Origin of the sequence: Pseudomonas sp. R15(2017), assembly GCF_002112685.1 — a bacterium.
Lineage (GTDB): Bacteria > Pseudomonadota > Gammaproteobacteria > Pseudomonadales > Pseudomonadaceae > Aquipseudomonas > Aquipseudomonas glycinae.
Genome location: NZ_NEII01000001.1, coordinates 159,028 through 184,452 on the forward strand (window position 1 = coordinate 159,028; position 25,425 = coordinate 184,452).

The following is a 25,425-nucleotide window of genomic DNA, read 5'->3' on the forward strand; positions in this document are numbered from 1 at the left end:
GTGGATTGATTTTGTTGTTATACTATAACATTATCCGGACCGGGCTTTCCGTGGCTTCCTTTTCAAGCGTCCGCTTCCCTGGTGATCCCATCGAAGCCCAAGAACGCTCGCCCCCGAGAGCCTCCAGCGCTGTTTTGCGACCGTCTGATGAGGTTTATCCAATGTCTTCCCGACTTCCCGTGACCGTTTTGTCCGGCTTTCTCGGTGCCGGAAAAAGTACACTTTTGAATTACGTACTACGTAACAGAGATGATTTGCGCGTCGCCGTTATCGTCAACGATATGAGCGAGATCAACATCGATGGCAGCGAAGTCCAGCGTGATGTCAGCCTGAACCGTGCCGAAGAGAAGCTCGTGGAAATGAGCAACGGCTGTATCTGCTGTACGTTACGCGAAGACCTGCTTGAAGAGGTCAGTCAGTTGGCCCGTGAAGGCCGCTTCGACTATCTGCTGATCGAATCCACGGGAATCTCCGAGCCGTTACCCGTGGCCGAGACATTCACCTTCCGTGATGAACAGGGGCAAAGCCTTACCGACATCGCTCGCCTCGACACCATGGTCACTGTAGTCGACGGTATGAATTTCCTGCCGGACTACCAGGCCGCCGAAAACCTCGCCTCTCGTGGCGAATTTCTTGGTGAAGAAGATGAGCGCTCGATCACCGATCTGCTGATCGAGCAGATCGAATTCGCCGACGTCCTGTTGATCAGCAAGATCGACCTGATCAGCAGCCGCGAACGGGAAGAGCTGATGGCCATTCTCAGACGCCTCAACGCTCAGGCCGAGATCATCCCGATGGTCATGGGTGAGGTACCGCTGGAGAAAATTCTCAATACCGGTCGCTTCGATTTTGAAAAGGCCGCCCAGGCCCCGGGCTGGTTGCAGGAATTGCGTGGCGAGCATGTGCCGGAAACCGAGGAATACGGCATCGCCTCCACGGCCTATCGGGCGCGCCGGCCCTTTCATCCACAGCGTTTCTTCGACTTCATCGATCGTCCTTGGGTAAACGGCAAATTGCTGCGCTCCAAAGGCTTTTTCTGGCTGGCCAGCAAACCCACCGACGCCGGTAGCTGGTCCCAGGCAGGTGGCCTGATGCGCCACGGTTTCGCCGGGCGCTGGTGGCGCTTCGTGCCAAAGGAACAGTGGCCGCAGGATCAGGAAAGTACCGCCGCGATCATGGAAAACTGGATCGCCAGCGTAGGCGATTGTCGCCAGGAGCTGGTGTTTATCGGACAGAACATCGATTTCGCACAGCTGTCGTCGGAACTGGATGATTGCCTGCTGACCGATGACGAAATGGCGCTCGGTACTCAAGGCTGGCTACAACTACGCGATCCGTTTGGCTCATGGCACGACGAGGTCGCCTGATGCTCGCCCTGAAAACGCTGCCAGGCAGCATTCGTCATCAGTCTTTCGGCCAGACCCCGCAGGCACTGGCGAACATTCTCGACGACGAGACCAACCTCGCGGTCTGGCAGCGCCAGCTTCCGCTGCACATTGCCGAGTTCGCTGATTTGTTGTTGTCTCTGAACGAGCCTTACGCCGAGGCGCTTTGCCTGGAATTGCCGGACGAAGACGCCGAACCGGATCTCACGGGGCTGGCCAGCGGCTTTCGCGATCTGGAAGGCTACGAAGGGTTTATCAGCGACTTGAAATGGCTGGTCAGTGCCTTCGCCTGCTTGCTCGGCGCGCGGCGGATCGGCTTGCGCCTGCGTGTGCTGGACAAGGCCATGTGTCCGCGTTTTCACGTCGATCATGTGCCGGTGCGGTTGATCACGACCTATTCAGGCGTTGGCAGCGAATGGCTCAGGGAAGGGGAAATGGACCGTCGGCAACTGGGACAGCCGCAAGCCGAGCCGCGGGAAACTTCACGGATTCAGCAATTGAATCGCGGCGAAGTGGCGTTGCTAAAGGGCGAGAAATGGCACGGCAACGAAGGTTTCGGGCTGATCCATCGCTCGCCGCAACCGGCGCCGGGTGAGCGGCGGCTGATGCTGACCCTCGACTGGCTCGGATAGCGCCTCAGGGCTTGAGCCATTTCCCCTGGCTCTGGGCCTCGCAGTAGGGCTGCAAATACGCCGCATCGGTGGCCACGCCGTAATAGTGGATATCTTGACGATAAGGCATATTGGCGACTTGCGCGTTGCTGCACACGCCGAACGCGCCGGCGGGGCACTGGTCGACGTATTGAACCTCGACTTTCTGCCCGGCCAGGGTCGGCTGACAGAAGCCGTCGCTGAACAGTTTTTCCGGGATGTTGCGGTTCTGCTGGCAGACTTTCACGTCGAGCCGCTCTGCCTGACTGTGCACCACGCAGGCCTGTGCCAATGCCTGGCCCGACGCCAGCATCAGCAGCAACGACCATCCCATCCACCGCATCTTCGACCTCCAGAAAACCTTGATCATGTTGCAGAACATTCCCACCCACGTCATCGCCGGCCCCTTGGGCGCGGGCAAGACCAGCCTGATCCGCCAGCTCATGGCCCAGAGACCGGAGGGCGAACGCTGGGCGGTGCTGATCAACGAGTTTGGCCAGATCGGTCTCGACGCTGCGCTGTTGACCTGCGCCGCCGATGGTATCGCACTGGGCGAAGTGGCCGGGGGCTGTTTGTGTTGCGTGAACGGTGCGCCGTTCCAGATTGGTCTGGGGCGTTTGTTGCGCAAGGCGCAGCCGGATCGCCTGTTCATCGAGCCCTCGGGGCTCGGGCATCCGGCGCAGTTGCTGAAGCAACTGAACGAGGCGCCGTGGCAAGGCGTACTCGCCGTACAACCTTGCGTGCTGGTGCTGGACGCCCAGGCCCTCGCCGCGGGCAAACCGCTGCCGGACGCGCAGCAGGAAGCCTTGTCCAGTGCAGGCTTGCTGCTGTTGAACAAGGCAGAAAACCTCGACAAGCCCGCGCGTGAGCGAATCATTCGACAGTTGCCGCCTGTCCGACTGATCTGGGCGCAACAGGCGATGTTGTCGCTCAGCGAGTTGCCAGGTCTGGCGGTACAGGCGCAGGCCGGTGTGGATAAGTTGATCGTCCCCCAAGGGCTGGCGCAGATGCCGGCCATCTGGAGCGATCCGGCGTTGCCGATCTGCCTGAGTCAGGCCCAGGAGGGTGGTTGGAGCATCGGTTGGCGCTGGCATCCGAGCCAGGTGTTCGATGTGTCGGGAATAACTCAATGGCTGAAAAGCCTGAACTGGCGCCGGGCCAAACTGGTGATTCACAGCCCGGACGGCTGGCAGTCAGCCAATGCGCTGGACAATGCCGAGCTCCGCTGGCTGCCCAGTGAATGGCGCAAGGATTCCCGGATCGAGCTGATTTTCGACGAACCGCAGTCGGTCGGTGAATTACAGGCCGGACTGGCCTGGTGTCGGCTTCAGGCGAGCTGATTCAAGGCTTCCACTTGGTGTGTTCCTGGCGCCACTGGCTCAACTCGATCACTTCACCACGCGGCTTGGTCACTTCCACTACGGGCGGTGTGTCATCGAACGGTGCCGGGTAGGGCGCCAGTTCAATCTGCGCGCTGTGCGCGCCGAACTGGGTGATGGTGCCGTTGTGTCGGGATTCGCCGGTCACGGTAAATTCGAAATTGTAGACCCGGGCCAAGCGTCGCCGACCGCTGGCGTCCTTGATCAGGCCGATCTTCTTCAGCGCCACGTTACCGTCGAGCAACTCGACGCCGACATTCGCGCAATGCTGTTTGGCCCGCTCCAGCGCCCGCTCGCGCAAGCCGTGGTTGTGCCAGAGCCACGCACCGGCGACGGCGAACAGCATCAGCACGAAAATGTTTTCCAGGGTGAGCATTAACACGAAACTCCAAATGATGGCGTCAGCTTAACTGCGTCGCCGGTCTGTCGTACAGGCTGCGTTTCGTCGCATACTGCGCGGCTTGAATTTCAATCGTTTTACGGAAAAACCCGAATGAAACGTACGCCTCATCTGCTCGCCATCCAGTCCCATGTGGTGTTCGGCCACGCCGGCAACAGCGCTGCGGTTTTTCCGATGCAGCGGGTCGGGGTGAATGTCTGGCCGCTCAACACGGTGCAGTTCTCCAACCATACGCAGTACGGCCAGTGGGCCGGAGAAGTGCTGGCGCCGCAGCGGATTCCGGAACTGGTCGAAGGTATTGCCGCGATCGGTGAGCTGGGCAATTGCGATGCGGTGCTGTCCGGCTATCTCGGCAGTGCGGCGCAGGGCCGGGCGATTCTCAGTGGCATCGAGCGGATCAAGGCAGCCAACCCGAAAGCCCTTTATCTGTGCGACCCGGTGATGGGGCATCCGGAAAAGGGCTGCAGCGTTCCTGCTGAAGTCAGTGATTTTCTGTTGGACGAAGCCGCTGCCGTTGCGGACTTCATGTGCCCGAACCAGTTGGAACTGGACAGTTTCTCCGGGCGCAAGCCGCAGTCGCTGTTCGATTGCCTGGCGATGGCGCGGGCTCTGTTGGCACGTGGGCCGAAAGCGGTACTGGTCAAACATCTGGATTATCCGGGCAAACCGGCGGATGGCTTTGAAATGTTGCTGGTAACGGCCGAGGGCAGCTGGCATTTGCGGCGTCCGCTGCTGGCGTTTCCGCGTCAGCCGGTTGGTGTGGGCGATCTGACGTCCGGCCTGTTCCTGGCGAGAGTGCTGCTCGGTGACAGCCTGGTGGCGGCGTTTGAATTCACCGCAGCGGCGGTGCATGAGGTGTTGCTGGAAACCCAGGCCTGCGCCAGTTACGAGCTGCAGCTGGTGCGAGCGCAGGACCGGATTGCGCATCCGCGGGTGAAGTTCGAGGCCACGCCGATCAGTCTGTAATACCGAGTTGGCCCCATTCGCGAGCAAGCCCGCTCCCACAGGAGGAACGCGTTCCAAATGTGGGAGCGGGCTTGCTCGCGAAAGCTATCTACAGAGCGCCATAGATCGAAGGGCTGATCAGGCGTCGCCCTTGATTTCCTGATAGCGCTTTTCCAGCTCCTGACGGATCTGCCGGCGTTGCTGCGCCTGCATGTAGCGGCGCTTGTCTTCGCTGTTTTGCGGTTGCAGCGGCGGTACGGCGGCGGGTTTGCGCTGATCGTCCACCGCGACCATGGTGAAGAAGCAGCTGTTGGTGTGGCGCACCGAGCGCTCGCGGATGTTTTCGGTCACCACTTTGATGCCGACTTCCATCGAGGTGTTGCCGGTGTAGTTGACCGACGCGAGGAAGGTCACGAGTTCGCCGACATGGATCGGCTCGCGGAAAATCACCTGATCCACCGACAGGGTCACCACGTAGCGGCCGGCATAGCGGCTGGCACAGGCATAGGCCACTTCGTCGAGGTATTTGAGCAGGGTGCCGCCGTGGACATTGCCAGAGAAGTTGGCCATGTCAGGGGTCATCAGTACCGTCATCGACAGCTGGGCGTTTCCGGGTTCCATAACGTTCTCACGGGTCAAGGCAGGGTTGCTGGAAGAAACACCTCTGCGGGTGCCTGGTCGCTTTTCAAAAGCACCGATATCGGGACGCCAGGCAACTGGTCGCCGTCACGCCGGAAGCGATCTGTTTCCATATATTGCACCGCCTTTCAGCCGGAAGTCGCGGTGTTACCCTGCAAAAGCGCCTCCCCAAGGGCGATTCCTACACCCAAAGCGGATTTTTACTCAGCTCGCCCAGACATTTCCCATGCCTGCGTGAGCCTCGTCATTCAAGGAGCCCACACCATGCATGCCATCAGCTTTATTCAGGATCTGGCGGTGATCATGCTGGTCGCAGGTGTGGTGACCGTGCTGTTCCACCGCTTCAAGCAGCCGGTAGTGCTCGGCTACATCGTCGCCGGTTTCATCATCGGCCCCCACACGCCGCCGTTCGGCCTGATCCACGACGAAGAAACCATCAAGACCCTCGCCGAGCTGGGGGTGATTTTCCTGATGTTCTGCCTGGGTCTGGAGTTCAGCCTGCGCAAGCTGTTCAAGGTTGGTGCCACGGCCTTCATCGCGGCGTTTCTCGAAATTGTCCTGATGATCTGGATCGGCTACGAAATTGGCCGCTGGTTCGACTGGAACACCATGGATTCGCTGTTCCTCGGTGCGATCCTGGCGATTTCCTCGACCACCATCATCGTCAAGGCGCTCAACGACCTGAAGATGAAAAACGAGCGCTTTGCGCAGCTGATCTTCGGCGTGCTGATCGTCGAGGACATTCTCGGCATCGGTATCATCGCCTTGCTGTCGAGCATCGCAGTCAGTGGCACGGTGAGTTCCGGCGAAGTGTTTTCCACGGTCGGCAAGCTCTCGCTGTTCATGATCGTCGCCCTGGTGGTCGGCATTCTGCTGGTGCCGCGACTGCTGGCCTACGTGGCGAAATTCGAAAGCAACGAGATGCTGCTGATCACCGTGCTGGGCCTGTGTTTCGGCTTCTGCCTGCTGGTGGTCAAACTCGAGTACAGCATGGTGCTCGGCGCGTTCCTGATCGGCGCGATCATGGCCGAGTCGCGGCAACTGCTGAAAATCGAGCGCCTGATCGAGCCGGTTCGCGACCTGTTCAGCGCGATCTTCTTCGTCGCCATCGGCCTGATGCTCGACCCGATGATTCTTCTGCAGTACGCGTGGCCGATCGCGGTGATCACTGTGGCTGTGGTGCTGGGCAAGATGCTGTCCTGCGGTCTGGGTGCCTTTATCGCGGGTAATGACGGACGCACCTCACTGCGGGTCGGGATGGGGCTTTCGCAGATTGGCGAGTTTTCTTTCATCATCGCGGCGCTGGGGATGACCCTGCAGGTCACCAGCAACTTCCTGTATCCAGTGGCCGTGGCGGTTTCGGTGATTACCACGTTACTGACGCCGTACCTGATCCGGGCTGCCGATCCGCTGTCGATCAAGCTGTCCGCCGCCATGCCGCAGCGCCTCGGTCGAGTGTTCGGGATGTACGGCGAGTGGCTGCGCAGCATTCAGCCGCAGGGTGAGGGCGCGATGCTGGCGTCGATGATCCGGCGAATACTGTTGCAGGTCGGGGTCAATCTGGCGTTGGTGATAGCAATCTTCTTTGCCGGCGCTTTCTTTGCCGGACGTCTCTCGATCTGGATGCAGGACTGGATCAGCGATCCAAGCTGGCAGAAGGCGTTGATCTGGGGCGGGGCGTTGCTGGTGTCGTTGCCGTTCCTGATCGCGGCCTATCGCAAGCTCAAGGCGCTGTCGATGCTGCTGGCGGAGATGGGCGTGAAGCCGGAAATGGCCGGGCGTCACACGCAGCGAGTGCGCCGGGTGATCGCCGAAGTGATCCCGATCATCTCGCTGCTGGTGATTTTCCTGCTGCTGGCAGCCTTGTCGGCCAGTATCTTGCCGACCAACAAGTTGCTGGTGCTGATCGCCGTAGTCGCGGCCGCCGTGGCGGCGCTACTCTGGCGCTGGTTCATCCGGGTGCACACGCGGATGCAGGTAGCCTTGCTGGAAACCCTCGACAACCACAAGGAGCCGTCGGGGCACTGACCACCCATGGTGTGGGGCGTTTCAGCTTTCCAACCAAACGTCCCGCGCCCAGTGCCAGACCGATTCCCAGGACTCTTCGGTGATCAGTTCTTCTTCGCCCGACCACAGCACCACGGTGCCGTCTTCTTCGACGCAGTAGTAGTCGTCGCCGTCCTGGCAGATCGGGATCAGGTCGCGCGGCACGCCGGCATCCCAAGCGTTGGCAGCGACGTCCGGCAGGTAGGTGTGGGATTGCGGGTCGGTGACGGTTACCGGCTCCAGGCTGCCGTAAACCACGTCGCTGACAGTCAGCAGAAACTCCTTGAAGACGAACGGGATGTTGATGAAGAGTTCTTCTTCGATTTCCACCAACTGGTCTTCGTCGGGCAATTCCAAAGGAACCGGTACGGGTTCGTTGGCTTCGCGCAGTTGTTCGATGATTTCTTCCACGTCCGGGATCCTCTTGCTTGAATGGCGCGGTTTATATGGGCCGGTTTATACAGTAGCTCGCTATAGATGCAACCGTGAAATAGAAAACCCCGGCCGAGGCCGGGGTTTTTATTGCAGCGGGTAAAACGTCGGAAGTGATCAGCCGTTCTGGCGGATACCGGCGACCAGCCAAGGCTGGTTGTCGCCCTGTGGACGTTCCATGTTCCAGCTTTCGCTGAACACTTCGCCCTGCTGGTCGAAACGCGAGGTTTTCGACACGCCGCTGAAGGTCAGGGTGGCGATGGTCTTGTCCGCACGGTCATCCACGCCATCCAGTTGTACCTGGAGGTTGTCGATGTAGGTGGACTGGAAGGCATCACCCAGTTCCGCGCGCTCGCGCTTGAGGAACTCGAACATTTGCGGGGTCACGAACTCGGCGATCTTGTCCATTTCGTTGGCGTCCCAGTGCTGCTGCAGCGCCTGGAAGTGGCTGCGGGCGGCTTCGAGGAAGCGTTGTTCGTTGAACCAGGCCGGCGCGTTGATCACCGGACGGGCGGCAGCAGGCGCGGCCGAACCACCGAAGATCGAACCCATGGCTGCCGGTTTCTGTTCGAACACTTCACGCTGCATCGGCGCGCCGGCCGGAGCGAACTGCTCCTGCTGCTTGCGGCGACGGGCGGCGATGAAGCGGAAGATCACGAACGCGATCACGGCCATGATCAGGATGTCGAAGAACTGCATGCCTTCGAAGCCGCCGCCCATGAACATGGAAGCGAGCAGGCCACCGGCCGCGATGCCGGCCAGAGGGCCGAGCCATTTCGAAGCACCGCCGGCCTTGGCCGCAGCGCCCGCGGCACCGGCAGCACCAGCGGTCGCCGCAGCGCCGCCCATGCCTGGGGAAGAAGGAGCCATCTGGCTGGTCTGGTGCGTCGGCGCAGCGCCGGCGCTTTTGCCACCACCAAAGCGCTTGGCGTTGGCGTCGAGGCTCATCGTCAGGCCGATGCACAACGCCATGGCGATGCTAAGAAAACGTTTCATAAAGGGAATTCCCGTTTGTGGAGACACGCGCGCCATGTTGCACAGCTGAAGTGTTACTGGCTAGCGAGAGAGTGTTTCGGGCTTTTGCCTGACAGGTTACGTTCAGCTCGGTCGGGGCAATAAGGCCATGTACTTTTGTCTGTAGGAAAAGGCGATAGGTTCAGCAGGAAATGGATCAGCGCCGCAAGGCGAGCATCACCACACCGGCGGTGATCAGGCCGATGCCGCCCCACTGGCGCAGGTCGAGTTTCTCGCCCAGCAGGATCACACCGAGCACCGCCACGAAGACCACGCTGAGCTTGTCCACCGGGGCGACCAGCGACGCCGGGCCGACTTTCAATGCCCGGAAGTAGCACAGCCACGAAGCGCCGGTGCCCAGGCCCGACAACAGCAGGAACAGGTAGCTCTTGGCGGAGATCGATCCCAGGGACTGATATTGGCCCGTGGCGTACAAAATCAAGGCCAGACTCACCAATACGACGATTGTGCGCAGGAGGGTGGCGAAGTCGGAGTTGACGTTTTCGATGCCGATCTTGGCGAAGATGGCCGTCAGCGCGGCGAAAGTGGCCGAGAGCAGGGCCCAGAACGTCCAGGAAGAAAAGAAGCCCGAGCCCATGGATGTTGCCTCCAGTGTTCGTGTCCGATCGTTCCCACGCTCTGCGTGGTAACGCCGCCATGGACGCTCCGCGTCCACAGTGACGCAGAGCGTCACGGGATGCATTCCCACGCAGAGCGTGGGAACGATGAGCAACTACGGGCTGCCCTTAAATGGCTTCCAGCTTCGCGTACCCGAGCATCAGCCACTTGCTGCCTTCGGCGAAATTCACCTGCACCCGGGCCTGGGCGCCGGCGCCTTCGAAGTTTAGGATCACGCCGTCGCCGAAGATCGAGTGACGGACAGCCTGCCCGAGGCTCAGGCCGGTTTCCGGTATCTCGCTGCCGCTGAACAGGTTGCTGCCGCCCATCGACTGGTTGCCGCCGAACGGCCGGCTGACGCTGTTGGACAGGCGTACTTCCTGAATCAGGCCTTTCGGTACTTCCCGTACGAAACGCGACACCTTGTTGTAGGTTTCGCTGCCGTACAGGCGTCGGGTTTCAGCATAGGTCATCACCAGATTCTGCATCGCCCGGGTAATGCCGACATAGGCCAGACGCCGCTCTTCCTCAAGGCGGCCCGGTTCTTCCAGGCTCATCTTGTGCGGGAACAAGCCTTCTTCCATGCCCACCAGGAACACGTAAGGGAATTCCAGGCCCTTGGCGCTGTGCAGGGTCATCAACTGAATGCTGTCTTCGTGCTCGTCGGCCTGGGTGTCACCGGCCTCCAGTGAAGCGTGGCCGAGAAATGCCGCCAGTGGCGTCAGCTCTTCGTCTTCTTCGGTGTTCTCGAAGTTGCGCGCAGCGCTGACCAGTTCCTCAAGGTTTTCCACCCGGGCCTGGCCTTTCTCGCCTTTTTCCGCTTCGTGGTAGGCGATCAGTCCGGATTGCTCGATGACGGTCTGGGTCATCAGGTGCAACGGCATCTCGGCGCACTTGGCAGCCAGGTTTTCGATCAGTTCGATAAACGCGCCCAGCGCACCGGCGGCGCGACCGGTCAGGCCTTTGTTGGCCACCAGCTGGCGCATGGCTTCCCACATCGACACATCGCAGTGGCGCGCATGGTCGCGAATCGCTTCGACAGTTTTCTCGCCGATGCCGCGCGCCGGAACGTTGATCACCCGTTCCAGGGCCGCGTCGTTGCCGCGACCTTCCAGCAAGCGCAGGTAAGCCATGGCGTTCTTGATTTCCGCCCGCTCGAAGAAGCGCTGGCCGCCATAGATGCGGTACGGAATGCGTTCACGCAGCAAGGCTTCTTCCAGAACGCGCGATTGGGCGTTGGAGCGGTAGAGAATCGCGATATCGCTGCGAGCCAGGCCGGTTTTCAGCGCGCTTTCGATGGTTTCGACAACGTAGCGTGCTTCATCGTGTTCGTTGAAGGCAGCGTAAAGATTGATCGCTTCGCCATCGCCGCCATCGGTCCACAGCTCTTTGCCCAGACGCCCGGTGTTGTTGGCGATCAGGGCGTTGGCGGCCTTGAGGATGCCGGCCGTGGAGCGGTAGTTCTGCTCCAGACGGATGGTCACCGAATCCGGGAAGTCCGAAGAATACTGGTGGATGTTCTCGATTTTCGCGCCGCGCCAGCCGTAGATCGACTGGTCGTCGTCGCCGACCACCATCAGGCTGTCGCCGCCCTTGCCCAGCAGACGCAACCAGGCGTACTGCACGGCGTTGGTGTCCTGGAATTCGTCCACCAGAATGTGCCGGAAGCGCTTCTGGTAGTGCGCCAGCAGGCCCGGGTGGTCGCGCCACAGGTCGAGGGCGCGCAGCAGCAGTTCGGAGAAATCGATGACGCCGGCACGCTGGCACGCCGCCTCGTACGCTTCATAAATGCCGCGCATGGTGGCCAGGAACAGATCGCCGCTGGCCTGAATGTGTTGCGGACGCAGACCTTCGTCTTTCTGCCCGTTGATGAACCACTGGGCCTGGCGGGCCGGCCAGCGTTGCTCGTCCAGCCCCAACTCGCGGATCACCCGCTTGACCAAGCGTTGCTGGTCGTCGCTGTCGAGAATCTGGAAAGTCTGGCTCAGCCCGGCTTCCTGCCAGTGCGCCCGCAACAGACGGTGCGCCAGGCCGTGGAAGGTGCCGACCCACATGCCGGCCGGGTTGATGCCCAGCAATTGCTCGATGCGGTGACGCATCTCGGCAGCGGCCTTATTGGTGAAGGTCACCGACAGAATCGAGTGGGGCGAGGCGTTTTCGACCTGGATCAACCAGGCGATACGGTGCACCAGCACTCGGGTTTTGCCGGAGCCGGCACCGGCCAGGACCAATTGACGGCCAACGGGGGCCGCTACGGCCTGGCGTTGGGCATCGTTGAGGGAGTTCAGCAGAAGGGAGAGATCATCGCGCATCGGGGCATTCTAGGGTGCGCCGCAGGCCCGGGCAAACCGAGCTTTGCATTAGCCGATGAAAGTGCTGCCCGTGACGACCGGTCGGTCACCGGCTACAGGCGTTGGCCCGCCTGGCGTCGGGGCTTTGGAGGGGGGCGAGCCGCGAAAAAGTTTCGGCGAAATTATGATCTGGGGCAGTTTGGCAAGTGGTTCGGCTTGTGTATGCTCCGTCCACGTTTCCGGGCGCATGCTCACACTTATAAGAACAAGAACGTTGCCTATGACCCTCAGCTTCGACCTGTCGGGCCCCTCTGTGGAACCCCGGGTAATCCGCAAGCTTTACGCCACCCAGATGGCGGTCGAGCGCACGCGCCTTCTTTATCAGGGTTCGCTGTTGCCCACCCTGTTCATGTTGATCAATGGTCTGGTCTGCGCCGGTCTGCTCTGGAGCCCGCAGCGTTATTTTGTGGTCAGCGTCTGGCTGGTGTGGTTGCTGTCGCTGGTAGCGTTGCGGGTGATTCAGGTCGCCGCGTTCGACTCGGCGATTCCCGATCGCCAGGCCCAGCCGATCTGGGGGCGGATGTTCCTGCTCGGCTCGACCATGACCGGCCTGACCCTGGCCGGCGCCGGCATCGCCCTGGTCCCGGCCGACAATTTCATGCAGCAGGCCTGGGTGTTCGGCCTGATCGGCGCCGCGACCCTGTCGGCCAGCGTGGCTTACGCCGTGAGCATTCCGGCCTTTCTCTCCTTTACCTTGCCGTGCCTGCTGCCGGCCATCGGTTATCTGTTCTGGGGCGGCGACGAGCAGGCGCGGGGCTGGGGCTGGCTCGGACTGATCCTGCTGGGCTCCCTGAGCGTGGTGGCGTGGCAGGTCAATCGGCTGATCGATCGCGGTTTGCTGCGGCGCTTCCAGAACCAGCACTTGATCGAACACCTGCAACAAGCGCAAGCCCGCAGCGAACAGCTCAATCAGGAGCTGGCGAAGGAAATCGAGCACAGGCGCTGCGCCGAGGGCAAACTGCGCGAAGCCCAGGTCGAGCTGGAAGACCGGGTTGCCCAGCGCAGCCGGGAATTGGACGTCGCCAACCAGGCCCTGAGCAAAAGCGAGGCGCGCCTGGCCCTGGCATTGAAGGCCAGTGAGCTGGGGCTGTGGGACTGGAACCTGCAGACCGACGAAGTTCATCACACGCAGATTCAGGAACTGTTCGGTATTGATCCGGAATACGTCACCGGGCTGCTCAGGCACCTGCGGCCAAGGCTGCACCCGGAAGATGTGCCGCCGCTCAAGCGCGCGTTGATCGAGCACTTGAAGGGGCGCACCGAGGATTATCAGATCGAGTACCGCGTGCGCCATGGCGACGGTCATTGGGTCTGGATCGAAGACCGTGGGCGTGCAGTGGAGCGCGACGAGAACGGCCGGGTCATCCGCATGGTCGGCACCCGCCGCGACATCAGCGTCAGCAAAAGCCTGGAAGCCCAGCAGCAGCTGGCTGCGACGGTGTTCGAGGCCGCCAGCGAAGGCATCGTGATCCTCGACCCGAATTATTCGCTGATCGCCATCAATCAGGCCTTCAGTCGGGTCACCGGCTATGACATCGGCGACATGCTCGGGCGCAACGTCGTCGAATTGCCTTGCAGTCGCGACGCCCGTCGGCACTACGTCGCGATCCGCCACGCGCTGGAGCAGCACGGCAGCTGGCAGGGCGAACTGGTAGAAACCCGCAAGAATGGCGAGCTGTATCCGCAATGGCTGCAACTGAATGCCGTGCGCGACAGTCGGGGCAATGTGAGCCATATCGTCGGCTTTTTCGCCGATCTGTCGGCGCGCCGCGAATCCGAAGAGCGCATGCGCTACCTGACCCACTACGACGAGCTCACTGGCCTTGCCAATCGCTCGCTGTTTCGCGAACGTCTGCATGAAGCCCATCAGCGCGTGCGGCAGGGCGGACGCCGGAGTCTGGCGTTGCTGCACATCAATCTGGATCGCTTCAAGCTGCTCAACGACAGCCTTGGCCACGAGATTGCCGACCAGTTGCTGCAAAAGATGTCGCGGCGGCTGGTCAACGCCTTGCCGGAAGCCGACACCATCGCCCGGCTGTCCGGCGATGAGTTCGCGGTACTGTTCGACGCCTACGGCAACCTGTCGAGCCTGGCGCGGGTCGCCACGCGACTGTCGAGCAAGCTGCGCCTGCCGTTGACCGTGGAAGGGCATGAGCTGGTAGTCAGCGCCTCGATGGGCATCAGCATGCTGCCGGACAACGCGCGGGAGATTTCCGCGCTGGTCAGCCAGTCGAACATGGCCATGCAACATGCCAAGCACCTGGGCGGCAACAATTTCCAGTTCTACACCGATAGTCTGCAGGCCAGCACGCTGGAGCGCCTGCAACTGGAAAACCAGCTGCGCAAAGCCATCGAGGACAAGCAGCTCAACGTCTTCTATCAACCGAAACTGTGTCTGGCGACCGGCCGTCTCAACGCGGCGGAAGCGCTGGTGCGTTGGGATCACCCGACCATGGGCCGGGTACCGCCGGGGGATTTCATCGGTCTGGCGGAGGAGACGGGGCTGATCGGGCCGATCGGTGAGTTCGTGCTGCGCCAGGCCTGCTGGCAGGCGTGCGAATGGCAACGCCAGGGGCTTACGCCGATCCGGGTTTCGGTGAATCTGTCGGTGCATCAACTGCGTCAGGGCAAACTGGTCAGTCTGGTGCGCCAGGTGCTGGAAGAAACCGGACTGGCACCGCACTACCTCGAACTGGAACTGACCGAAAGCCAGCTGCTCGACAGCGTCGAACACATCATCGCCACGTTCCAGCAGTTGCGGGATCTGGGGGTGAAACTGGCGATCGACGATTTCGGCACTGGCTATTCATCGCTGAGCTATCTGAAGCGGATCCCGGTGGACTACGTGAAGATCGATCAGGCCTTTATTCGCGGGTTGGGCGAGGGCAGCGAAGACGCAGCGATCACCCGGGCGATCATTGCGATGGCTCACGGGTTGTCACTGAAAGTTGTCGCCGAAGGTGTCGAGCGTTCCGAGCAACTGGCGTTTCTGAAAGCTGAAGGCTGCGACGAAGTGCAGGGCTATCTGATCAGCCGTCCGGTGGAGGCAGTCAGTCTTGCCGCGTTGTTGCATGAGCAGGAAAAACCGCTGTAAAGGGCTACATGCAGCGCATGTCGCCTGATCCGGGGGGATCCAGTTACGCATTGAGCAGGCAAAAAGCCGATTCATGTAGTATAACTACAAGCTTGCTACATCCTTGGCATCTGGCCAAAGCACATCTTTCCATAACAAGAGTCCAGCCCCTTGAATCTGCTGCAACACATCGCCCAGTCACGTCACCTGTTACGCAAGTCGGAGCTCAAGGTCGCCGACCACGTGCTGCTTGACCCTGCGGCAGTGATGCACAGTTCTATGGCCGACCTGGCCCACAGCGTCGGCATCAGCGAGCCGACCATCGTGCGCTTCTGTCGCGCCATCGGCTGCTCCGGTTTTCAGGATCTGAAACTCAAGCTCGCGCAAAGCCTCGCGGCCGGCGCCAGCTTCGGTCAGTTCGCGATTCATGAAGACGATTCCGTCGCCGACTACAGCCTGAAAATCTTCGACACCACGTTGCACACGCTGATGGAGGTTCGCGAAAAGCTCGATCCTCTGGAGCTGCAACGGGCGGTGACGCTGATGTCCCAGGCCCAGCGCGTCGAGTTCTATGGTTTTGGTGCGTCGGGCGCGGTGGCGGCGGATGCGCAGCACAAGTTTTTCCGTCTGCTACTGACCGCCGCGGCGTATTCCGATCCGCATATGCAGGCAATGTCGGCGGTAACGCTGAAGCCGACCGATGTGGCGATCTGCATTTCCCAGTCCGGCCGTTCCAAAGACCTGTTGATTACCGCCAACCTCGTCCGCGAGAGCGGTGCATCGCTGATCACGTTGTGCCCGAGTCAGACTCCGCTGGCCGAACTGTCGACCGTCAACCTGGCGATCGATGTTCACGAAGACACCGAAATCTATACGCCGCTGACCTCACGCATCGCTCACCTGGTGGTGATCGACGTGCTGGCGATGGGCGTGGCCATGGCGCGCGGGCCGAGCCTGGTCAACCACCTCAAGAGCGTCAAGCGCAGCCTGCGCAGCTTGCGGCTGTCGCCAAAATCGGTGAAAGCGCTGGATGATTGATTGTGGTGGGGTGACGGTAATCTTCATCTGCCTGTAACCCCGACGCAGCCAAATCGTCATCCCCCGGGCCTATCGTGAAACTCCCGTCATCGCCTTGGGAGACTCGAAATGGCTCAGCCCTACGAAGAACGTAACAGCGCCGCGAAAACCCGTCGTCAGCAGGAAGACCAGCGCCGCATGGAATTTCGCCGCGCCATCGAAGATCGCTTCGAACTTCGCCAGCTTCAGAGCGCGATCAGCGATTTTCCCGAGGACATTGAACTCAACTACTGGCAGGCCGCGCCGGCAGCTTCCCGTCGAAGCGCTCAACCAGCGCGCTGATCTGCACCCGTTCGCTGCGGATAAACGCCAGGAAGGCGTGCGCCACCGGCGACAGCCGTTTGGCTTTGGCTTGGACCAGACACCAGCTGCGAAACAGCGGCAACTCTTCGACCGGCAGCTCGACCAGGCCGCCGGTCGCCAGCTCCAGGTTCAGGGCGTGGCGCGTCAACAGCGCCAGGCCCAGACCCGCCACCACGCATTCACGCTGGGCCTCGGCCGACGCCACTTCCTGGGTCTGGGTGAAGTGCACGCGCTTCTCCTTGAAATACTCCTCGCAGGCCAGTCGCGTGCCCGAGCCGGGTTCGCGTATCAGCAGGGTGTACGGCTCAAGGTCCTGCAAACGCAGCGGACCCATGTGTGCCAGCGGATGATCCGGCCGCGCCACGGCGACGATCGGATTGTTGAGAAACGGCAGGAATTCCAGGCCCATGTCCTGCGGCACCATCGACATGATCACCAGATCGTCGCGGTTGTCGGAGAGGCGGCGAATCACCTGGCCACGGTTGACCACCGTCAGTTGCAGGTTCACTTCCGGATGCTGACGCTTGAACGCCGCGAACAGGTGCGGCACGAAGTATTTGGCGCTGGATTCCACCGCCAGCTTCAATTGGCCCTGCAGCGAGCCCTGCATGTCCGAGAGCTGCATGTCGAGGTTTTCCAGGCGGCCGAAAATGTCCCGGCTGGCGCGCTGGAGTGCTTCGGCCGCTTCGGTCATGTAGAGTTTTTTGCCCACGTAATCGAATAGTGGCTGGCCGATCAGCTCTTCGAGCTGACGAATCTGTAGGCTGACGGCCGGTTGTGTGAGCGACATTTCCTCGGCGGCACGGCTGTAGGAGCGCAAATCGCACACTTCGTTGAAGATCTGCAATTGACGCAATGTCATACGCATCAAGGACTTACGCATTTTCTACCGACTCTGGCCGCGGGCTGATGCGTTGACTATAAGTCTTTACTTATGCCTGACCCAATTTTTATTCATTTTTGTTAATCCCTTGTCAGCGCTAGTGTGGAGCCGAGACCAGATTGAAACATTTGGTCACGTGCCGACCTGGGTCTAGCAGGTCGTGGTGCCACCGGCTCAAGGGAACCTCCAAGTGATAACAAAGATCCTGATCGCCAACCGTGGTGAGATTGCCGTACGAATCGTGCGTGCCTGCGCCGAGATGGGCATCCGCTCGGTCGCGATCTATTCCGACGCCGACCGGCATGCCTTGCATGTCAAGCGTGCGGACGAGGCCCACAGCATTGGTGCCGAGCCGCTGGCCGGTTACCTGAACCCGCGCAAGCTGGTGAACCTGGCCGTGGAAACCGGCTGCGATGCGCTGCACCCCGGCTACGGTTTCCTCTCGGAAAACGCCGAGCTGGCAGACATCTGCGCCGAACGCGGGATCAAATTCATCGGCCCGTCGGCGGAAGTCATCCGCCGCATGGGCGACAAGACGGAAGCGCGCCGCAGCATGATCAAGGCCGGTGTGCCGGTCACGCCGGGCACCGAAGGCAACGTCTCGGGCATCGAGGAAGCATTGAGCGAGGGCGACCGCATCGGTTACCCGGTGATGCTCAAGGCCACTTCCGGTGGTGGCGGTCGCGGTATCCGTCGCTGCAACAGCCGTGAAGAACTCGAACAGAATTTCCCCCGGGTCATTTCCGAAGCCACCAAGGCCTTCGGTTCGGCGGAAGTGTTCCTGGAAAAATGCATCGTCAATCCCAAGCACATCGAAGCGCAGATACTCGGCGACAGCTTCGGCAACGTCGTGCATCTGTTCGAACGTGACTGCTCGATCCAGCGCCGTAACCAGAAGCTGATCGAAATCGCCCCGAGCCCGCAGCTGACCCCGGAACAGCGCGCCTACATCGGCGACCTGTCGGTGCGTGCGGCCAAGGCCGTGGGCTACGAGAACGCCGGCACCGTGGAGTTTTTGCTCGCCGAGGGCGAGGTGTACTTCATGGAGATGAATACCCGGGTGCAGGTGGAACACACCATCACCGAAGAAATCACCGGGATCGACATCGTCCGCGAACAGATCCGCATCGCCTCCGGGCTGCCGCTGTCGGTGAAGCAGGAGGACATCCAGCATCGCGGTTTTGCCCTGCAATTCCGGATCAACGCCGAAGACCCGAAGAACAACTTCCTGCCGAGCTTCGGCAAGATCACCCGTTACTACGCCCCCGGCGGACCTGGCGTGCGTACCGACACGGCGATCTACACCGGCTACACCATTCCACCGTTCTACGACTCGATGTGCCTGAAACTGGTGGTCTGGGCGCTGACCTGGGAAGAGGCCATGGACCGTGGTCTGCGCGCGCTCGACGACATGCGTCTGCAAGGCGTGAAGACCACCGCCGCGTACTACCAGGAAATCCTGCGCAACCCGGAATTCCGTAGCGGCCAGTTCAATACCAGCTTCGTCGAAAGCCACCCCGAACTGACCAACTACTCGATCAAGCGCAAACCCGAAGAGCTGGCCCTGGCCATCGCCGCCGCCATCGCCGCCCACGCAGGCCTGTGAGGAATACAAGAATGAGCAAGAAGATCTTTGTCACCGATACCATCCTGCGCGACGCTCACCAATCGCTGCTCGCCACCCGCATGCGCACCGAAGACATGCTGCCGATCTGCGACAAGCTCGACAAAGTCGGCTACTGGTCACTGGAATGCTGGGGCGGCGCAACCTTCGACGCCTGCGTACGTTTCCTGAAAGAAGACCCGTGGGAGCGCCTGCGCCAGCTGCGCGCCGCGCTACCCAACACCCGTCTGCAAATGCTCCTGCGCGGGCAGAACCTGCTGGGCTACCGCCACTACAGCGATGACGTGGTCAAGGCGTTCGTCGCCAAGGCCGCGGTCAACGGCATCGACGTGTTCCGCATCTTCGACGCAATGAACGACGTGCGTAACCTGCGCGTGGCGATCGAAGCGGTGAAGGCTGCCGGCAAACACGCCCAGGGCACCATCGCCTACACCACCAGCCCGGTGCACACCATCGACGCGTTCGTCGCCCAGGCCAAGCAAATGGAAGCCATGGGTTGCGACTCGGTGGCGATCAAGGACATGGCCGGTCTGCTGACCCCATACGCGACCGGTGAACTGGTACGTGCACTGAAAGCCGAGCAGTCGCTGCCAGTGTTTATCCACTCCCACGACACCGCCGGCCTGGCAACCATGTGCCAGCTCAAGGCCATTGAAAACGGTGCCGACCACATCGACACCGCGATCTCCAGCTTCGCTTCGGGCACCAGTCACCCTGGCACCGAATCGATGGTTGCTGCGCTCAAAGGCACCGAGTTCGATACCGGTCTGAACCTGGAGCTGCTGCAGGAAATCGGCCTGTACTTCTACGCCGTGCGCAAGAAGTACCACCAGTTCGAAAGCGAATTCACCGCCGTCGATACCCGTGTTCAAGTCAACCAGGTGCCTGGCGGGATGATTTCCAACCTGGCCAACCAGTTGAAAGAGCAGGGCGCTCTGAACCGCATGGGCGAAGTGCTGGCGGAGATCCCGCGCGTACGTGAAGACCTCGGCTTCCCGCCGCTGGTGACCCCGACTTCGCAGATCGTCGGCACCCAGGCGTTCTTCAACGTGCTGGCCGGCGAGCGCTACAAGACCATCACCAACGAGGTGAAGCTCTACCTGCAAGGCGGCTACGGCAAGGCGCCGGGCACCGTGAACGAGAAGCTGCGTCGTCAGGCCATCGGCAGCGAAGAGGTGATCGACGTGCGTCCGGCCGATCTGCTCAAGCCGGAAATGACCAAGCTGCGTGCCGATATCGGCGCATTGGCCAAGTCCGAAGAAGACGTGCTGACCTTCGCCATGTTCCCGGACATCGGTCGCAAGTTCCTCGAGGAGCGTGCCGCCGGCACCCTCACCCCGGAAGTGCTGCTGCCGATCCCGGAAGCGGGCAAGGTGGCTTCGGCCGGCGGCGAAGGCGTACCGACCGAGTTCGTCATCGACGTTCACGGCGAGACCTACCGTGTGGACATCACCGGTGTCGGCGTCAAGGCTGAAGGCAAGCGTCACTTCTACCTGTCCATCGACGGCATGCCGGAAGAAGTGGTGTTCGAACCGCTCAACGAATTCGTCGGCGGCGGCAGCAGCAAGCGCAAGCAGGCTTCGGCGCCGGGCCACGTCAGCACCACCATGCCGGGCAACATCGTCGATGTACTGGTCAAGGAAGGCGACACCGTCAAGGCCGGCCAGGCTGTGCTGATCACCGAAGCGATGAAAATGGAGACCGAAGTCCAGGCGGCGATTGCCGGCAAGGTCACCGCCATCCACGTTGCCAAGGGCGACCGGGTCAACCCGGGCGAAATCCTGATCGAGATCGAAGGCTGAGATAACGGCCTCGATACAACGCTTTAAACCTCGGGGGAGCATGTGCTCCCCTTTTTTTTGCTTTCAGGTTGCTGCCGCAACGTGCGGCAGCAGCCAGTCTGGACTCAGAACGCCATTCGCCACTGGCCCGATACGCCGTGGTTTCGGCTGTCGGTACCGATCTCGCCCGACAAGCCAACGCCGAATGTGTGGCTGGACGAGACGGCCAGATCAAGCCCGGTGTCCAGCGTCAGGCTATTGCGATCCAGCTCTGCGCCGTAAACGGTGTAGCCATGGCCGCCAGTGACCAGACGTTGTCGGGTGCTGGTGTAAGTCTCGCCGTAAACGTGTTTCCATCCCGCGCCGAATCGTGGCGTGAGGCGCATACCGTTATCCAGTGTGCTGACGTTCGCCATGCGCAGACCGACGGTAGTGTTGAAGTTGCCTTGGGATTGATCATCCACCCTGAGCGCCGCCGCCCCGCCTTTCTCGGTGTAGCCGTCACGCTGATAGCGTTGATAGCCGATACCGACAAAGGGTTCGATGCTGACGTTGGCCCGCCCCAGGTTGTATCCCGACTCGATGAACGCTTGCTGGGTGCTGGCTTGGTAGTTGCCTTTGAGTCGGTCATGGAAGCGGCCGAACGCGACTTCGCGACGGGTACTGCCTTCATGGTTGCTCCAGGCTGCGCCGAGCCGAAGTGCCAACGAACCGGTCTGGCGCAAGGCGTAGGCGCCGAGGTGCCAACTGTCGAGGTCGCCGTCCAGCTCCTTGCTGTCCATCCGCGTGTCGGAGGTACCGCCCATCAAACCCAGTCGCCATTCTTCGTCGAGGCGCCAGTCCGCACCGAGCAGCAGTCCTTTGGTGGAATGCTGCATGGGCTCCACATCGCGATCCAGTTTGCCGCTATGACCGAGGGCTTGCAGCCAGATCCTGCCGCTCTCGGCGTTTCCGGCCGCGTGGCGGGGTGCGCTTGGCTGGTTGTCATGCTGGTCGTCGAGCTGAAGCATGGCCGACAGCAGGCTGGCGCTGACCGGTGTGACGCTGCTCAAGGTGGCCTTGGCGAGGTTGGCGTTGCTGCCGCCGGACAGTTGATTGAGGGCGAGTGCTGCGGTGGTTTCGTCGGCAGCGAGCAGAGCCGCAATGGCTGGGTTGCCTGCTGGTGAAGGGGAGTCCGTTGACGGTGGCTGGTCTACCACTTGGGGTTGTTGAGCTGCGGACGTTTCGGCCAGAACCGATTCCGGTAAGGGCGCTGGTTTTTCCAGGCTTTCTTTGAGTGCGCTGCCGCTTTGCGTCGTGGCGACTTTCCCGGATGGAATGTCATCGGGTGCAGGAAGGGGTGCCGCTGGAATCTCAGTGCTGACCGGAAATGTTTCTGGCGTCGGAGCGATACTTTCTGCAAGCAGTGGCTTTGGAGCGAGACTGGGCGGAGCAGGTTTTTCTTTCTTCTTGCGCGCAGGCTTGGGTTTCACTTCGTCCACGACGGGCGCGTCGGGCTCCGACTGCTCTGCCAGAGAAAATTCCACGCAACCGACTCCTAGAGCAACCGCCAGGACAAGATGTTGGAGCTTGTATTTGCATTGAATGGGCATTCCGTTCGCCTCAGGTGAATTGAGGCCAAACTGTAAAAGTCGATGCCGGTCCATCGATGCCGGGCAATTCCGAGTCGGATGCAGGCGATGACGTCTGCTTTTGTAGCCCGGTCGCTGGCGGGTAATGAACCCGCCATGATTACCCGATCGACAAGATGCCTTTACCTACAACGCCCGCTGAAATCCGGATTGGCGAAATCTCAGAAACTCATCTGCCACTGCCCGATCAACCCGTGATTACGGCTGTTGCTGCCAATCTCGCCGCTGTATCCCAGCCCCAGCGTATGCCGCGCGGAAATACCAAGATCCAGCCCTGCTTCGAGCACCAGACTGTCACGATCCAGCGAGCTGCCATCGACACTGAACGCCGTGCCGCCGACCACAAACGCCTGACGGGTCGAGCTGCTGACATCGCCGTAGGTGTGCTTCCAGCCGGCGGCCATTCGCGGGGTGAAGCTCATGCCATTGTCCAGCGAGCCGAGGTGCGCCAGGCGCAGGCCGAAGGTGCTGCTGAAGTTGTCCTGAGTCTGACTGTCGACTTGTAACGCCGCCGCACCGCCCTTTTCCTGATAGCGCTCGCGGTGATAGCGCTGGTAGCCGAGGCTGGCGAACGGTTCGGCGCTCATTCGGCCGCTGCCCATGGCGTAGCCGAGTTCGGCGAAGGCTTGCTGGCTGTCGGCGTCGTAATCGCCTTTGGGGCGATCGCTGAAACCATTGAATGCAATGGTGCGCTTGCTTTCGCCCTGATGACCGCTGTAAGCCGCGCCCAGGCGCAAGGCGATCGGACCGTTTTGATGCAGCGCATAAACGCCGGCGTGCCAGCTCTCGACATTGCCGTCGACGCCGCTGGCATCCAGATCGGTCTTCGAATAGCCACCGAGCACGCCCAGACGCCATTGCGGATTCAGTGCCCAGTCGGCGCCGAGCACGCTGCCCTTGGTGCGTTGCTCCAGGCCGCTGCTGCCGTGTTCGCCATCGAGCTTGCCGTAGCCGCCAATGGCCTGCAGCCAGAGCCGGCCCCGGGCGTTCGGATCATTCAGGTTTCGCGCTTCGGACGGTACGCCGTTGGCCGCGAGGATCGGCGTATCACGCTGATCGAGGCCGACCAGCAAGCCTGGGCTGCCACCCGTTTGCTGCATCGCCGAGAGCATGCTGCTGCCGACCTGGCTGCTGGCGCCGAGGGTGGCGCTGGTCAGGTTGGCGTTGCTGGCACCGGCCAGTTGCTCGATGGCCGCGCCTGCACTGCTTTGAGTGGTGTTGAGCAAGGCGTTGTACAGCGCATTGTTCTTGCCGATCGAGGCCAGGCTGTTGGCGGCGTTGCTGCCGTTGCCGGTGGCGGCGAATTCGTTGAAGGCCACGTCATTGCGGGTGTAGGTCAGATCGACCTGAGTCGGCGTGTAAGCGAGGGTCGGCGTGAGGAACGCGTAGTCACTGGTGACTGCACCGAATGTGCCGTTGACCCGCGCAGCTTGCAGCACCGTGTAATGGCTCTGCCACGGATAGGTGCCGCTGCCGGGATTGACCGCCAGTGTTGCGCCATTGAGGTTGGCCGTGCCGCCGACCTTGGTCGGCGCGCTGCTGCCATCGGCGTTGACACCGTAGACGAGGGTGGAGGCGCTGCTCATGTTCAAGTCGTGCACGATGGTTGCGGTGCCGAGGCGGGTGTCGGTGCGCAACGTGCCATTCACGTTGAGGCTGCCTACCGACCCGCCGCCGGCATACACACCACCGGCGTCCACGGTCAGATTGCCGGCGATACCGCCCTGGTTGATCAGCGTGGCGCCGCTGCGCACGGCACCGCCGTCGCTGAAGTCGCCGCTGCCGGTCAGTGTCCAGGCACCTTGTTTGACTTCCAGCCATTCAAAGTTGCGGCTGGCACCGAAGCTGCCGCCCGCCGCATCGTCCATCACTACGCGGTCATAACCGCTGCCGCCATCGACCGTACCTACGAAGCGGCTGCCGCTGCGCAGGGTCAGGCTGTCATTGCCGCCACCCAGGTCCAGCGCCAGACCGTTGCTGCCGCTGATCGTGCCGCCGTTAATCACGCTGTCGGCGAATTCACCGACGAACTTCACGCCGAAACCGTCGAGGCCCTGGATCGTGCCGTAGTTTTCCAGCGAGGTGGCTGCCAGTCCCGAACCACCGCTGCCGTCATCCACCAGAATGGCGCTGTTGGCGCCGCTGATCAGCGCATCCCTGGCGTTAAGAATGTAACCGCCGCCCAGCGCAATGCCTTCACTGCCATTGGCAAAACCGCCCTTGTCCACACCACCAGCGCCGACACCCTGAATGGTGCCGTAGTTTTCGATGTGGGCGATCTTGTCGATGTCCACGCCATCGCCGTCGCCATTGGCTTGCAACCCGGAATATGCTCCGGTGATGGTGCCGTGGTTGATCACCGTGCCGTCGCCGTCGGAACCGAAACCGGAGCCGTTGCGCCCGGTGATTTGTCCGTAGTTGACCAGCGTCGCTCCGAGGTCAGCGGTGATGCCATGCCGGCCGCCCGAAATCACGCCGTAGTTGGTCACGCTGACGCCGGTCGCGGTGTCGATATCGATGCCGTCGAACTTCTGATCGGCGTTGTGCGAGTCGCCAGTGGAAATCTCGCCGTAGTTGCTGATGGTCGCATTGGCGCCGGTCTTCATACCGTCGCTGGCGTCACCGCGAATCAGCCCGCCCGCGCGGTTGATGATCGTGGTTTTCACCCCGTCACTGCGCAACGCATCCAGATCCAGCCCTTGGCCGGTGGTCGAGCGAATGGTGCCGCTGTTGTCGATCAACAGGCTGCCGCTGACGAAGTTGCTGTCGATGCGAATCGCGTCGTTGGAACCGAGAATCTGCCCGCCGCTGCGGTTATAGAGGGTGTAGTTGCGCACCTGGGTCAGGTCGCCGCTGCTGTCGATGGCCCGGCCGCCGCTGGAAATGATCTTGCCGGCGTTGTCGATGATCACGCCGATCCCACTGGTACCATCCTTGAGGCTCACGGCCTTGCCGCTGTTGGTAATGCTGCCCGGTGCGGAAATCGTCAGCGTGTCGCTGCCACCCAGTGTCTGCGCTGCAGTGGTGGCGGTGTCGATCTGCACGGTCTTGCCGTGGGCGGCGCTGGTGGCGATCAGCAGGGCAATGGCAAGCGACAGGCGCTGGGGCGGGAAGGGCATGGGCAGAACGTCCTTTTTGTTATAAGCGGGGCGTCCTGTATAGCGGAGGGTTTTTACAGAATGATGTCCGTGGCG

General features: G+C 61.4%; 20 protein-coding genes. 10 read left to right on the plus strand and 10 right to left on the minus strand.

The features are described from left to right. Nucleotides 1-161 precede the first annotated feature (161 nt). Both zigA and CAF77_RS00750 read left to right on the plus strand, forming a co-directional pair. The gene (gene zigA, locus CAF77_RS00745; RefSeq protein ID WP_011336648.1) at nucleotides 162-1,367 is read left to right on the plus strand and encodes a zinc metallochaperone GTPase ZigA; all 1,206 of its coding nucleotides are present in this window, start codon (nucleotides 162-164) and stop codon (nucleotides 1,365-1,367) included. Further along, entirely contained in the window at nucleotides 1,367-2,017 is a 651-nt protein-coding gene (locus CAF77_RS00750; RefSeq protein ID WP_064379723.1) for a DUF1826 domain-containing protein, read from the plus strand. The genes zigA and CAF77_RS00750 overlap by 1 nt, the downstream gene beginning before the upstream one ends. 4 nt (nucleotides 2,018-2,021) lie before the next feature. Here the strand turns inward: CAF77_RS00750 and CAF77_RS00755 are convergent, their stop codons facing one another. Beyond that, nucleotides 2,022-2,378 (minus strand): hypothetical protein, encoded by a 357-nt coding sequence (locus CAF77_RS00755; RefSeq protein ID WP_064379725.1) that lies wholly within the window; start codon nucleotides 2,376-2,378, stop codon nucleotides 2,022-2,024. A 25-nt stretch (nucleotides 2,379-2,403) separates the two neighbouring features. Between CAF77_RS00755 and CAF77_RS00760 the strand changes: the two genes are divergently transcribed. Further along, nucleotides 2,404-3,375: a CobW-like GTP-binding protein gene (locus CAF77_RS00760; RefSeq protein WP_064379727.1), complete on the plus strand. Its 972-nt coding sequence runs from the start codon at nucleotides 2,404-2,406 to the stop codon at nucleotides 3,373-3,375. 1 nt (nucleotide 3,376) lies between these two features. Here CAF77_RS00760 and CAF77_RS00765 read toward each other — a convergent pair whose 3' ends face one another. Continuing rightward, on the minus strand, nucleotides 3,377-3,790 hold the full coding sequence (locus CAF77_RS00765; RefSeq protein ID WP_064379729.1) for a DUF3301 domain-containing protein: 414 nt from the start codon (nucleotides 3,788-3,790) through the stop codon (nucleotides 3,377-3,379). A gap of 117 nt (nucleotides 3,791-3,907) precedes the next feature. Between CAF77_RS00765 and pdxY the strand changes: the two genes are divergently transcribed. Further along, entirely contained in the window at nucleotides 3,908-4,780 is an 873-nt protein-coding gene (pdxY, locus tag CAF77_RS00770; protein WP_085653923.1) for a pyridoxal kinase PdxY, read from the plus strand. A 117-nt stretch (nucleotides 4,781-4,897) separates the two neighbouring features. On the opposite strand, the gene CAF77_RS00775 is transcribed toward pdxY, so the two are convergent. Next, on the minus strand, nucleotides 4,898-5,380 hold the full coding sequence (locus CAF77_RS00775; protein ID WP_003229693.1) for an acyl-CoA thioesterase: 483 nt from the start codon (nucleotides 5,378-5,380) through the stop codon (nucleotides 4,898-4,900). Nucleotides 5,381-5,662: 282 nt separating this feature from the next. Between CAF77_RS00775 and CAF77_RS00780 the strand changes: the two genes are divergently transcribed. Further along, nucleotides 5,663-7,426, plus strand: a complete 1,764-nt coding sequence (locus CAF77_RS00780) for a cation:proton antiporter (RefSeq protein ID WP_064379734.1) — start codon at nucleotides 5,663-5,665, stop codon at nucleotides 7,424-7,426. 21 nt (nucleotides 7,427-7,447) lie between these two features. On the opposite strand, the gene CAF77_RS00785 is transcribed toward CAF77_RS00780, so the two are convergent. From CAF77_RS00785 to uvrD, 4 genes are all read right to left on the minus strand, one after another. Then, on the minus strand, nucleotides 7,448-7,855 hold the full coding sequence (locus CAF77_RS00785) for an SMI1/KNR4 family protein (RefSeq protein ID WP_007954245.1): 408 nt from the start codon (nucleotides 7,853-7,855) through the stop codon (nucleotides 7,448-7,450). Between the two features lie 138 nt (nucleotides 7,856-7,993). Further along, on the minus strand, nucleotides 7,994-8,872 hold the full coding sequence (locus CAF77_RS00790) for a Tim44 domain-containing protein (RefSeq protein WP_085653924.1): 879 nt from the start codon (nucleotides 8,870-8,872) through the stop codon (nucleotides 7,994-7,996). A gap of 175 nt (nucleotides 8,873-9,047) precedes the next feature. Further along, complete coding sequence (locus CAF77_RS00795) at nucleotides 9,048-9,488, minus strand: EamA family transporter (RefSeq protein WP_064379739.1); 441 nt, start codon at nucleotides 9,486-9,488, stop codon at nucleotides 9,048-9,050. A gap of 148 nt (nucleotides 9,489-9,636) precedes the next feature. Next, nucleotides 9,637-11,820 carry a DNA helicase II gene (gene uvrD, locus CAF77_RS00800; RefSeq protein ID WP_085653925.1) on the minus strand — a complete coding sequence of 728 codons (2,184 nt, stop codon included), beginning with the start codon at nucleotides 11,818-11,820 and terminating at the stop codon, nucleotides 9,637-9,639. A gap of 259 nt (nucleotides 11,821-12,079) precedes the next feature. On the opposite strand from uvrD, the gene CAF77_RS00805 reads away from it, so the two are divergent. The 3 genes from CAF77_RS00805 to CAF77_RS00815 all read left to right on the plus strand — a co-directional run bounded on the left by CAF77_RS00805 (nucleotide 12,080) and on the right by CAF77_RS00815 (nucleotide 16,291). Beyond that, nucleotides 12,080-14,953 (plus strand): GGDEF domain-containing phosphodiesterase, encoded by a 2,874-nt coding sequence (locus CAF77_RS00805; protein WP_085653926.1) that lies wholly within the window; start codon nucleotides 12,080-12,082, stop codon nucleotides 14,951-14,953. Nucleotides 14,954-15,103: 150 nt separating this feature from the next. Further along, a complete protein-coding gene (gene hexR, locus CAF77_RS00810) occupies nucleotides 15,104-15,970 on the plus strand; it encodes a transcriptional regulator HexR (protein ID WP_007954250.1) in 867 nt (288 codons plus the stop codon). 108 nt (nucleotides 15,971-16,078) lie between these two features. Then, nucleotides 16,079-16,291 carry a PA3496 family putative envelope integrity protein gene (locus CAF77_RS00815; protein ID WP_064379743.1) on the plus strand — a complete coding sequence of 71 codons (213 nt, stop codon included), beginning with the start codon at nucleotides 16,079-16,081 and terminating at the stop codon, nucleotides 16,289-16,291. On the opposite strand, the gene CAF77_RS00820 is transcribed toward CAF77_RS00815, so the two are convergent. Then, on the minus strand, nucleotides 16,233-17,195 hold the full coding sequence (locus CAF77_RS00820; protein ID WP_085653927.1) for a LysR family transcriptional regulator: 963 nt from the start codon (nucleotides 17,193-17,195) through the stop codon (nucleotides 16,233-16,235). The two genes, CAF77_RS00815 and CAF77_RS00820, sit on opposite strands and share 59 nt — an antisense overlap. Before the next feature lie 190 nt (nucleotides 17,196-17,385). On the opposite strand from CAF77_RS00820, the gene CAF77_RS00825 reads away from it, so the two are divergent. Together CAF77_RS00825 and oadA are read left to right on the plus strand one after the other, a co-directional pair. After that, nucleotides 17,386-18,801 carry an acetyl-CoA carboxylase biotin carboxylase subunit gene (locus CAF77_RS00825; RefSeq protein WP_007954255.1) on the plus strand — a complete coding sequence of 472 codons (1,416 nt, stop codon included), beginning with the start codon at nucleotides 17,386-17,388 and terminating at the stop codon, nucleotides 18,799-18,801. A gap of 11 nt (nucleotides 18,802-18,812) precedes the next feature. After that, nucleotides 18,813-20,621, plus strand: a complete 1,809-nt coding sequence (gene oadA, locus CAF77_RS00830) for a sodium-extruding oxaloacetate decarboxylase subunit alpha (RefSeq protein WP_064379745.1) — start codon at nucleotides 18,813-18,815, stop codon at nucleotides 20,619-20,621. A 104-nt stretch (nucleotides 20,622-20,725) separates the two neighbouring features. Here the strand turns inward: oadA and CAF77_RS00835 are convergent, their stop codons facing one another. Both CAF77_RS00835 and CAF77_RS00840 read right to left on the minus strand, forming a co-directional pair. Further along, entirely contained in the window at nucleotides 20,726-21,799 is a 1,074-nt protein-coding gene (locus CAF77_RS00835; RefSeq protein WP_371915524.1) for an autotransporter domain-containing protein, read from the minus strand. Between the two features lie 593 nt (nucleotides 21,800-22,392). Continuing rightward, nucleotides 22,393-25,350: an autotransporter domain-containing protein gene (locus CAF77_RS00840; protein ID WP_085653929.1), complete on the minus strand. Its 2,958-nt coding sequence runs from the start codon at nucleotides 25,348-25,350 to the stop codon at nucleotides 22,393-22,395. Nucleotides 25,351-25,425: the final 75 nt, after the last annotated feature.

Coding starts and splice junctions, on each gene's coding strand:
- zigA (WP_011336648.1), top strand. CDS start 162: ATGTCTTCCCGACTTCCCGTGACCGTTTTGTCCGGCTTTCTCGGTGCC.
- CAF77_RS00750 (WP_064379723.1), top strand. CDS start 1,367: ATGCTCGCCCTGAAAACGCTGCCAGGCAGCATTCGTCATCAGTCTTTC.
- CAF77_RS00755 (WP_064379725.1), bottom strand. CDS start 2,378: ATGCGGTGGATGGGATGGTCGTTGCTGCTGATGCTGGCGTCGGGCCAG.
- CAF77_RS00760 (WP_064379727.1), top strand. CDS start 2,404: ATGTTGCAGAACATTCCCACCCACGTCATCGCCGGCCCCTTGGGCGCG.
- CAF77_RS00765 (WP_064379729.1), bottom strand. CDS start 3,790: ATGCTCACCCTGGAAAACATTTTCGTGCTGATGCTGTTCGCCGTCGCC.
- pdxY (WP_085653923.1), top strand. CDS start 3,908: ATGAAACGTACGCCTCATCTGCTCGCCATCCAGTCCCATGTGGTGTTC.
- CAF77_RS00775 (WP_003229693.1), bottom strand. CDS start 5,380: ATGGAACCCGGAAACGCCCAGCTGTCGATGACGGTACTGATGACCCCT.
- CAF77_RS00780 (WP_064379734.1), top strand. CDS start 5,663: ATGCATGCCATCAGCTTTATTCAGGATCTGGCGGTGATCATGCTGGTC.
- CAF77_RS00790 (WP_085653924.1), bottom strand. CDS start 8,872: ATGAAACGTTTTCTTAGCATCGCCATGGCGTTGTGCATCGGCCTGACG.
- CAF77_RS00795 (WP_064379739.1), bottom strand. CDS start 9,488: ATGGGCTCGGGCTTCTTTTCTTCCTGGACGTTCTGGGCCCTGCTCTCG.
- uvrD (WP_085653925.1), bottom strand. CDS start 11,820: ATGCGCGATGATCTCTCCCTTCTGCTGAACTCCCTCAACGATGCCCAA.
- CAF77_RS00805 (WP_085653926.1), top strand. CDS start 12,080: ATGACCCTCAGCTTCGACCTGTCGGGCCCCTCTGTGGAACCCCGGGTA.
- CAF77_RS00815 (WP_064379743.1), top strand. CDS start 16,079: ATGGCTCAGCCCTACGAAGAACGTAACAGCGCCGCGAAAACCCGTCGT.
- CAF77_RS00820 (WP_085653927.1), bottom strand. CDS start 17,195: ATGCGTAAGTCCTTGATGCGTATGACATTGCGTCAATTGCAGATCTTC.
- oadA (WP_064379745.1), top strand. CDS start 18,813: ATGAGCAAGAAGATCTTTGTCACCGATACCATCCTGCGCGACGCTCAC.
- CAF77_RS00840 (WP_085653929.1), bottom strand. CDS start 25,350: ATGCCCTTCCCGCCCCAGCGCCTGTCGCTTGCCATTGCCCTGCTGATC.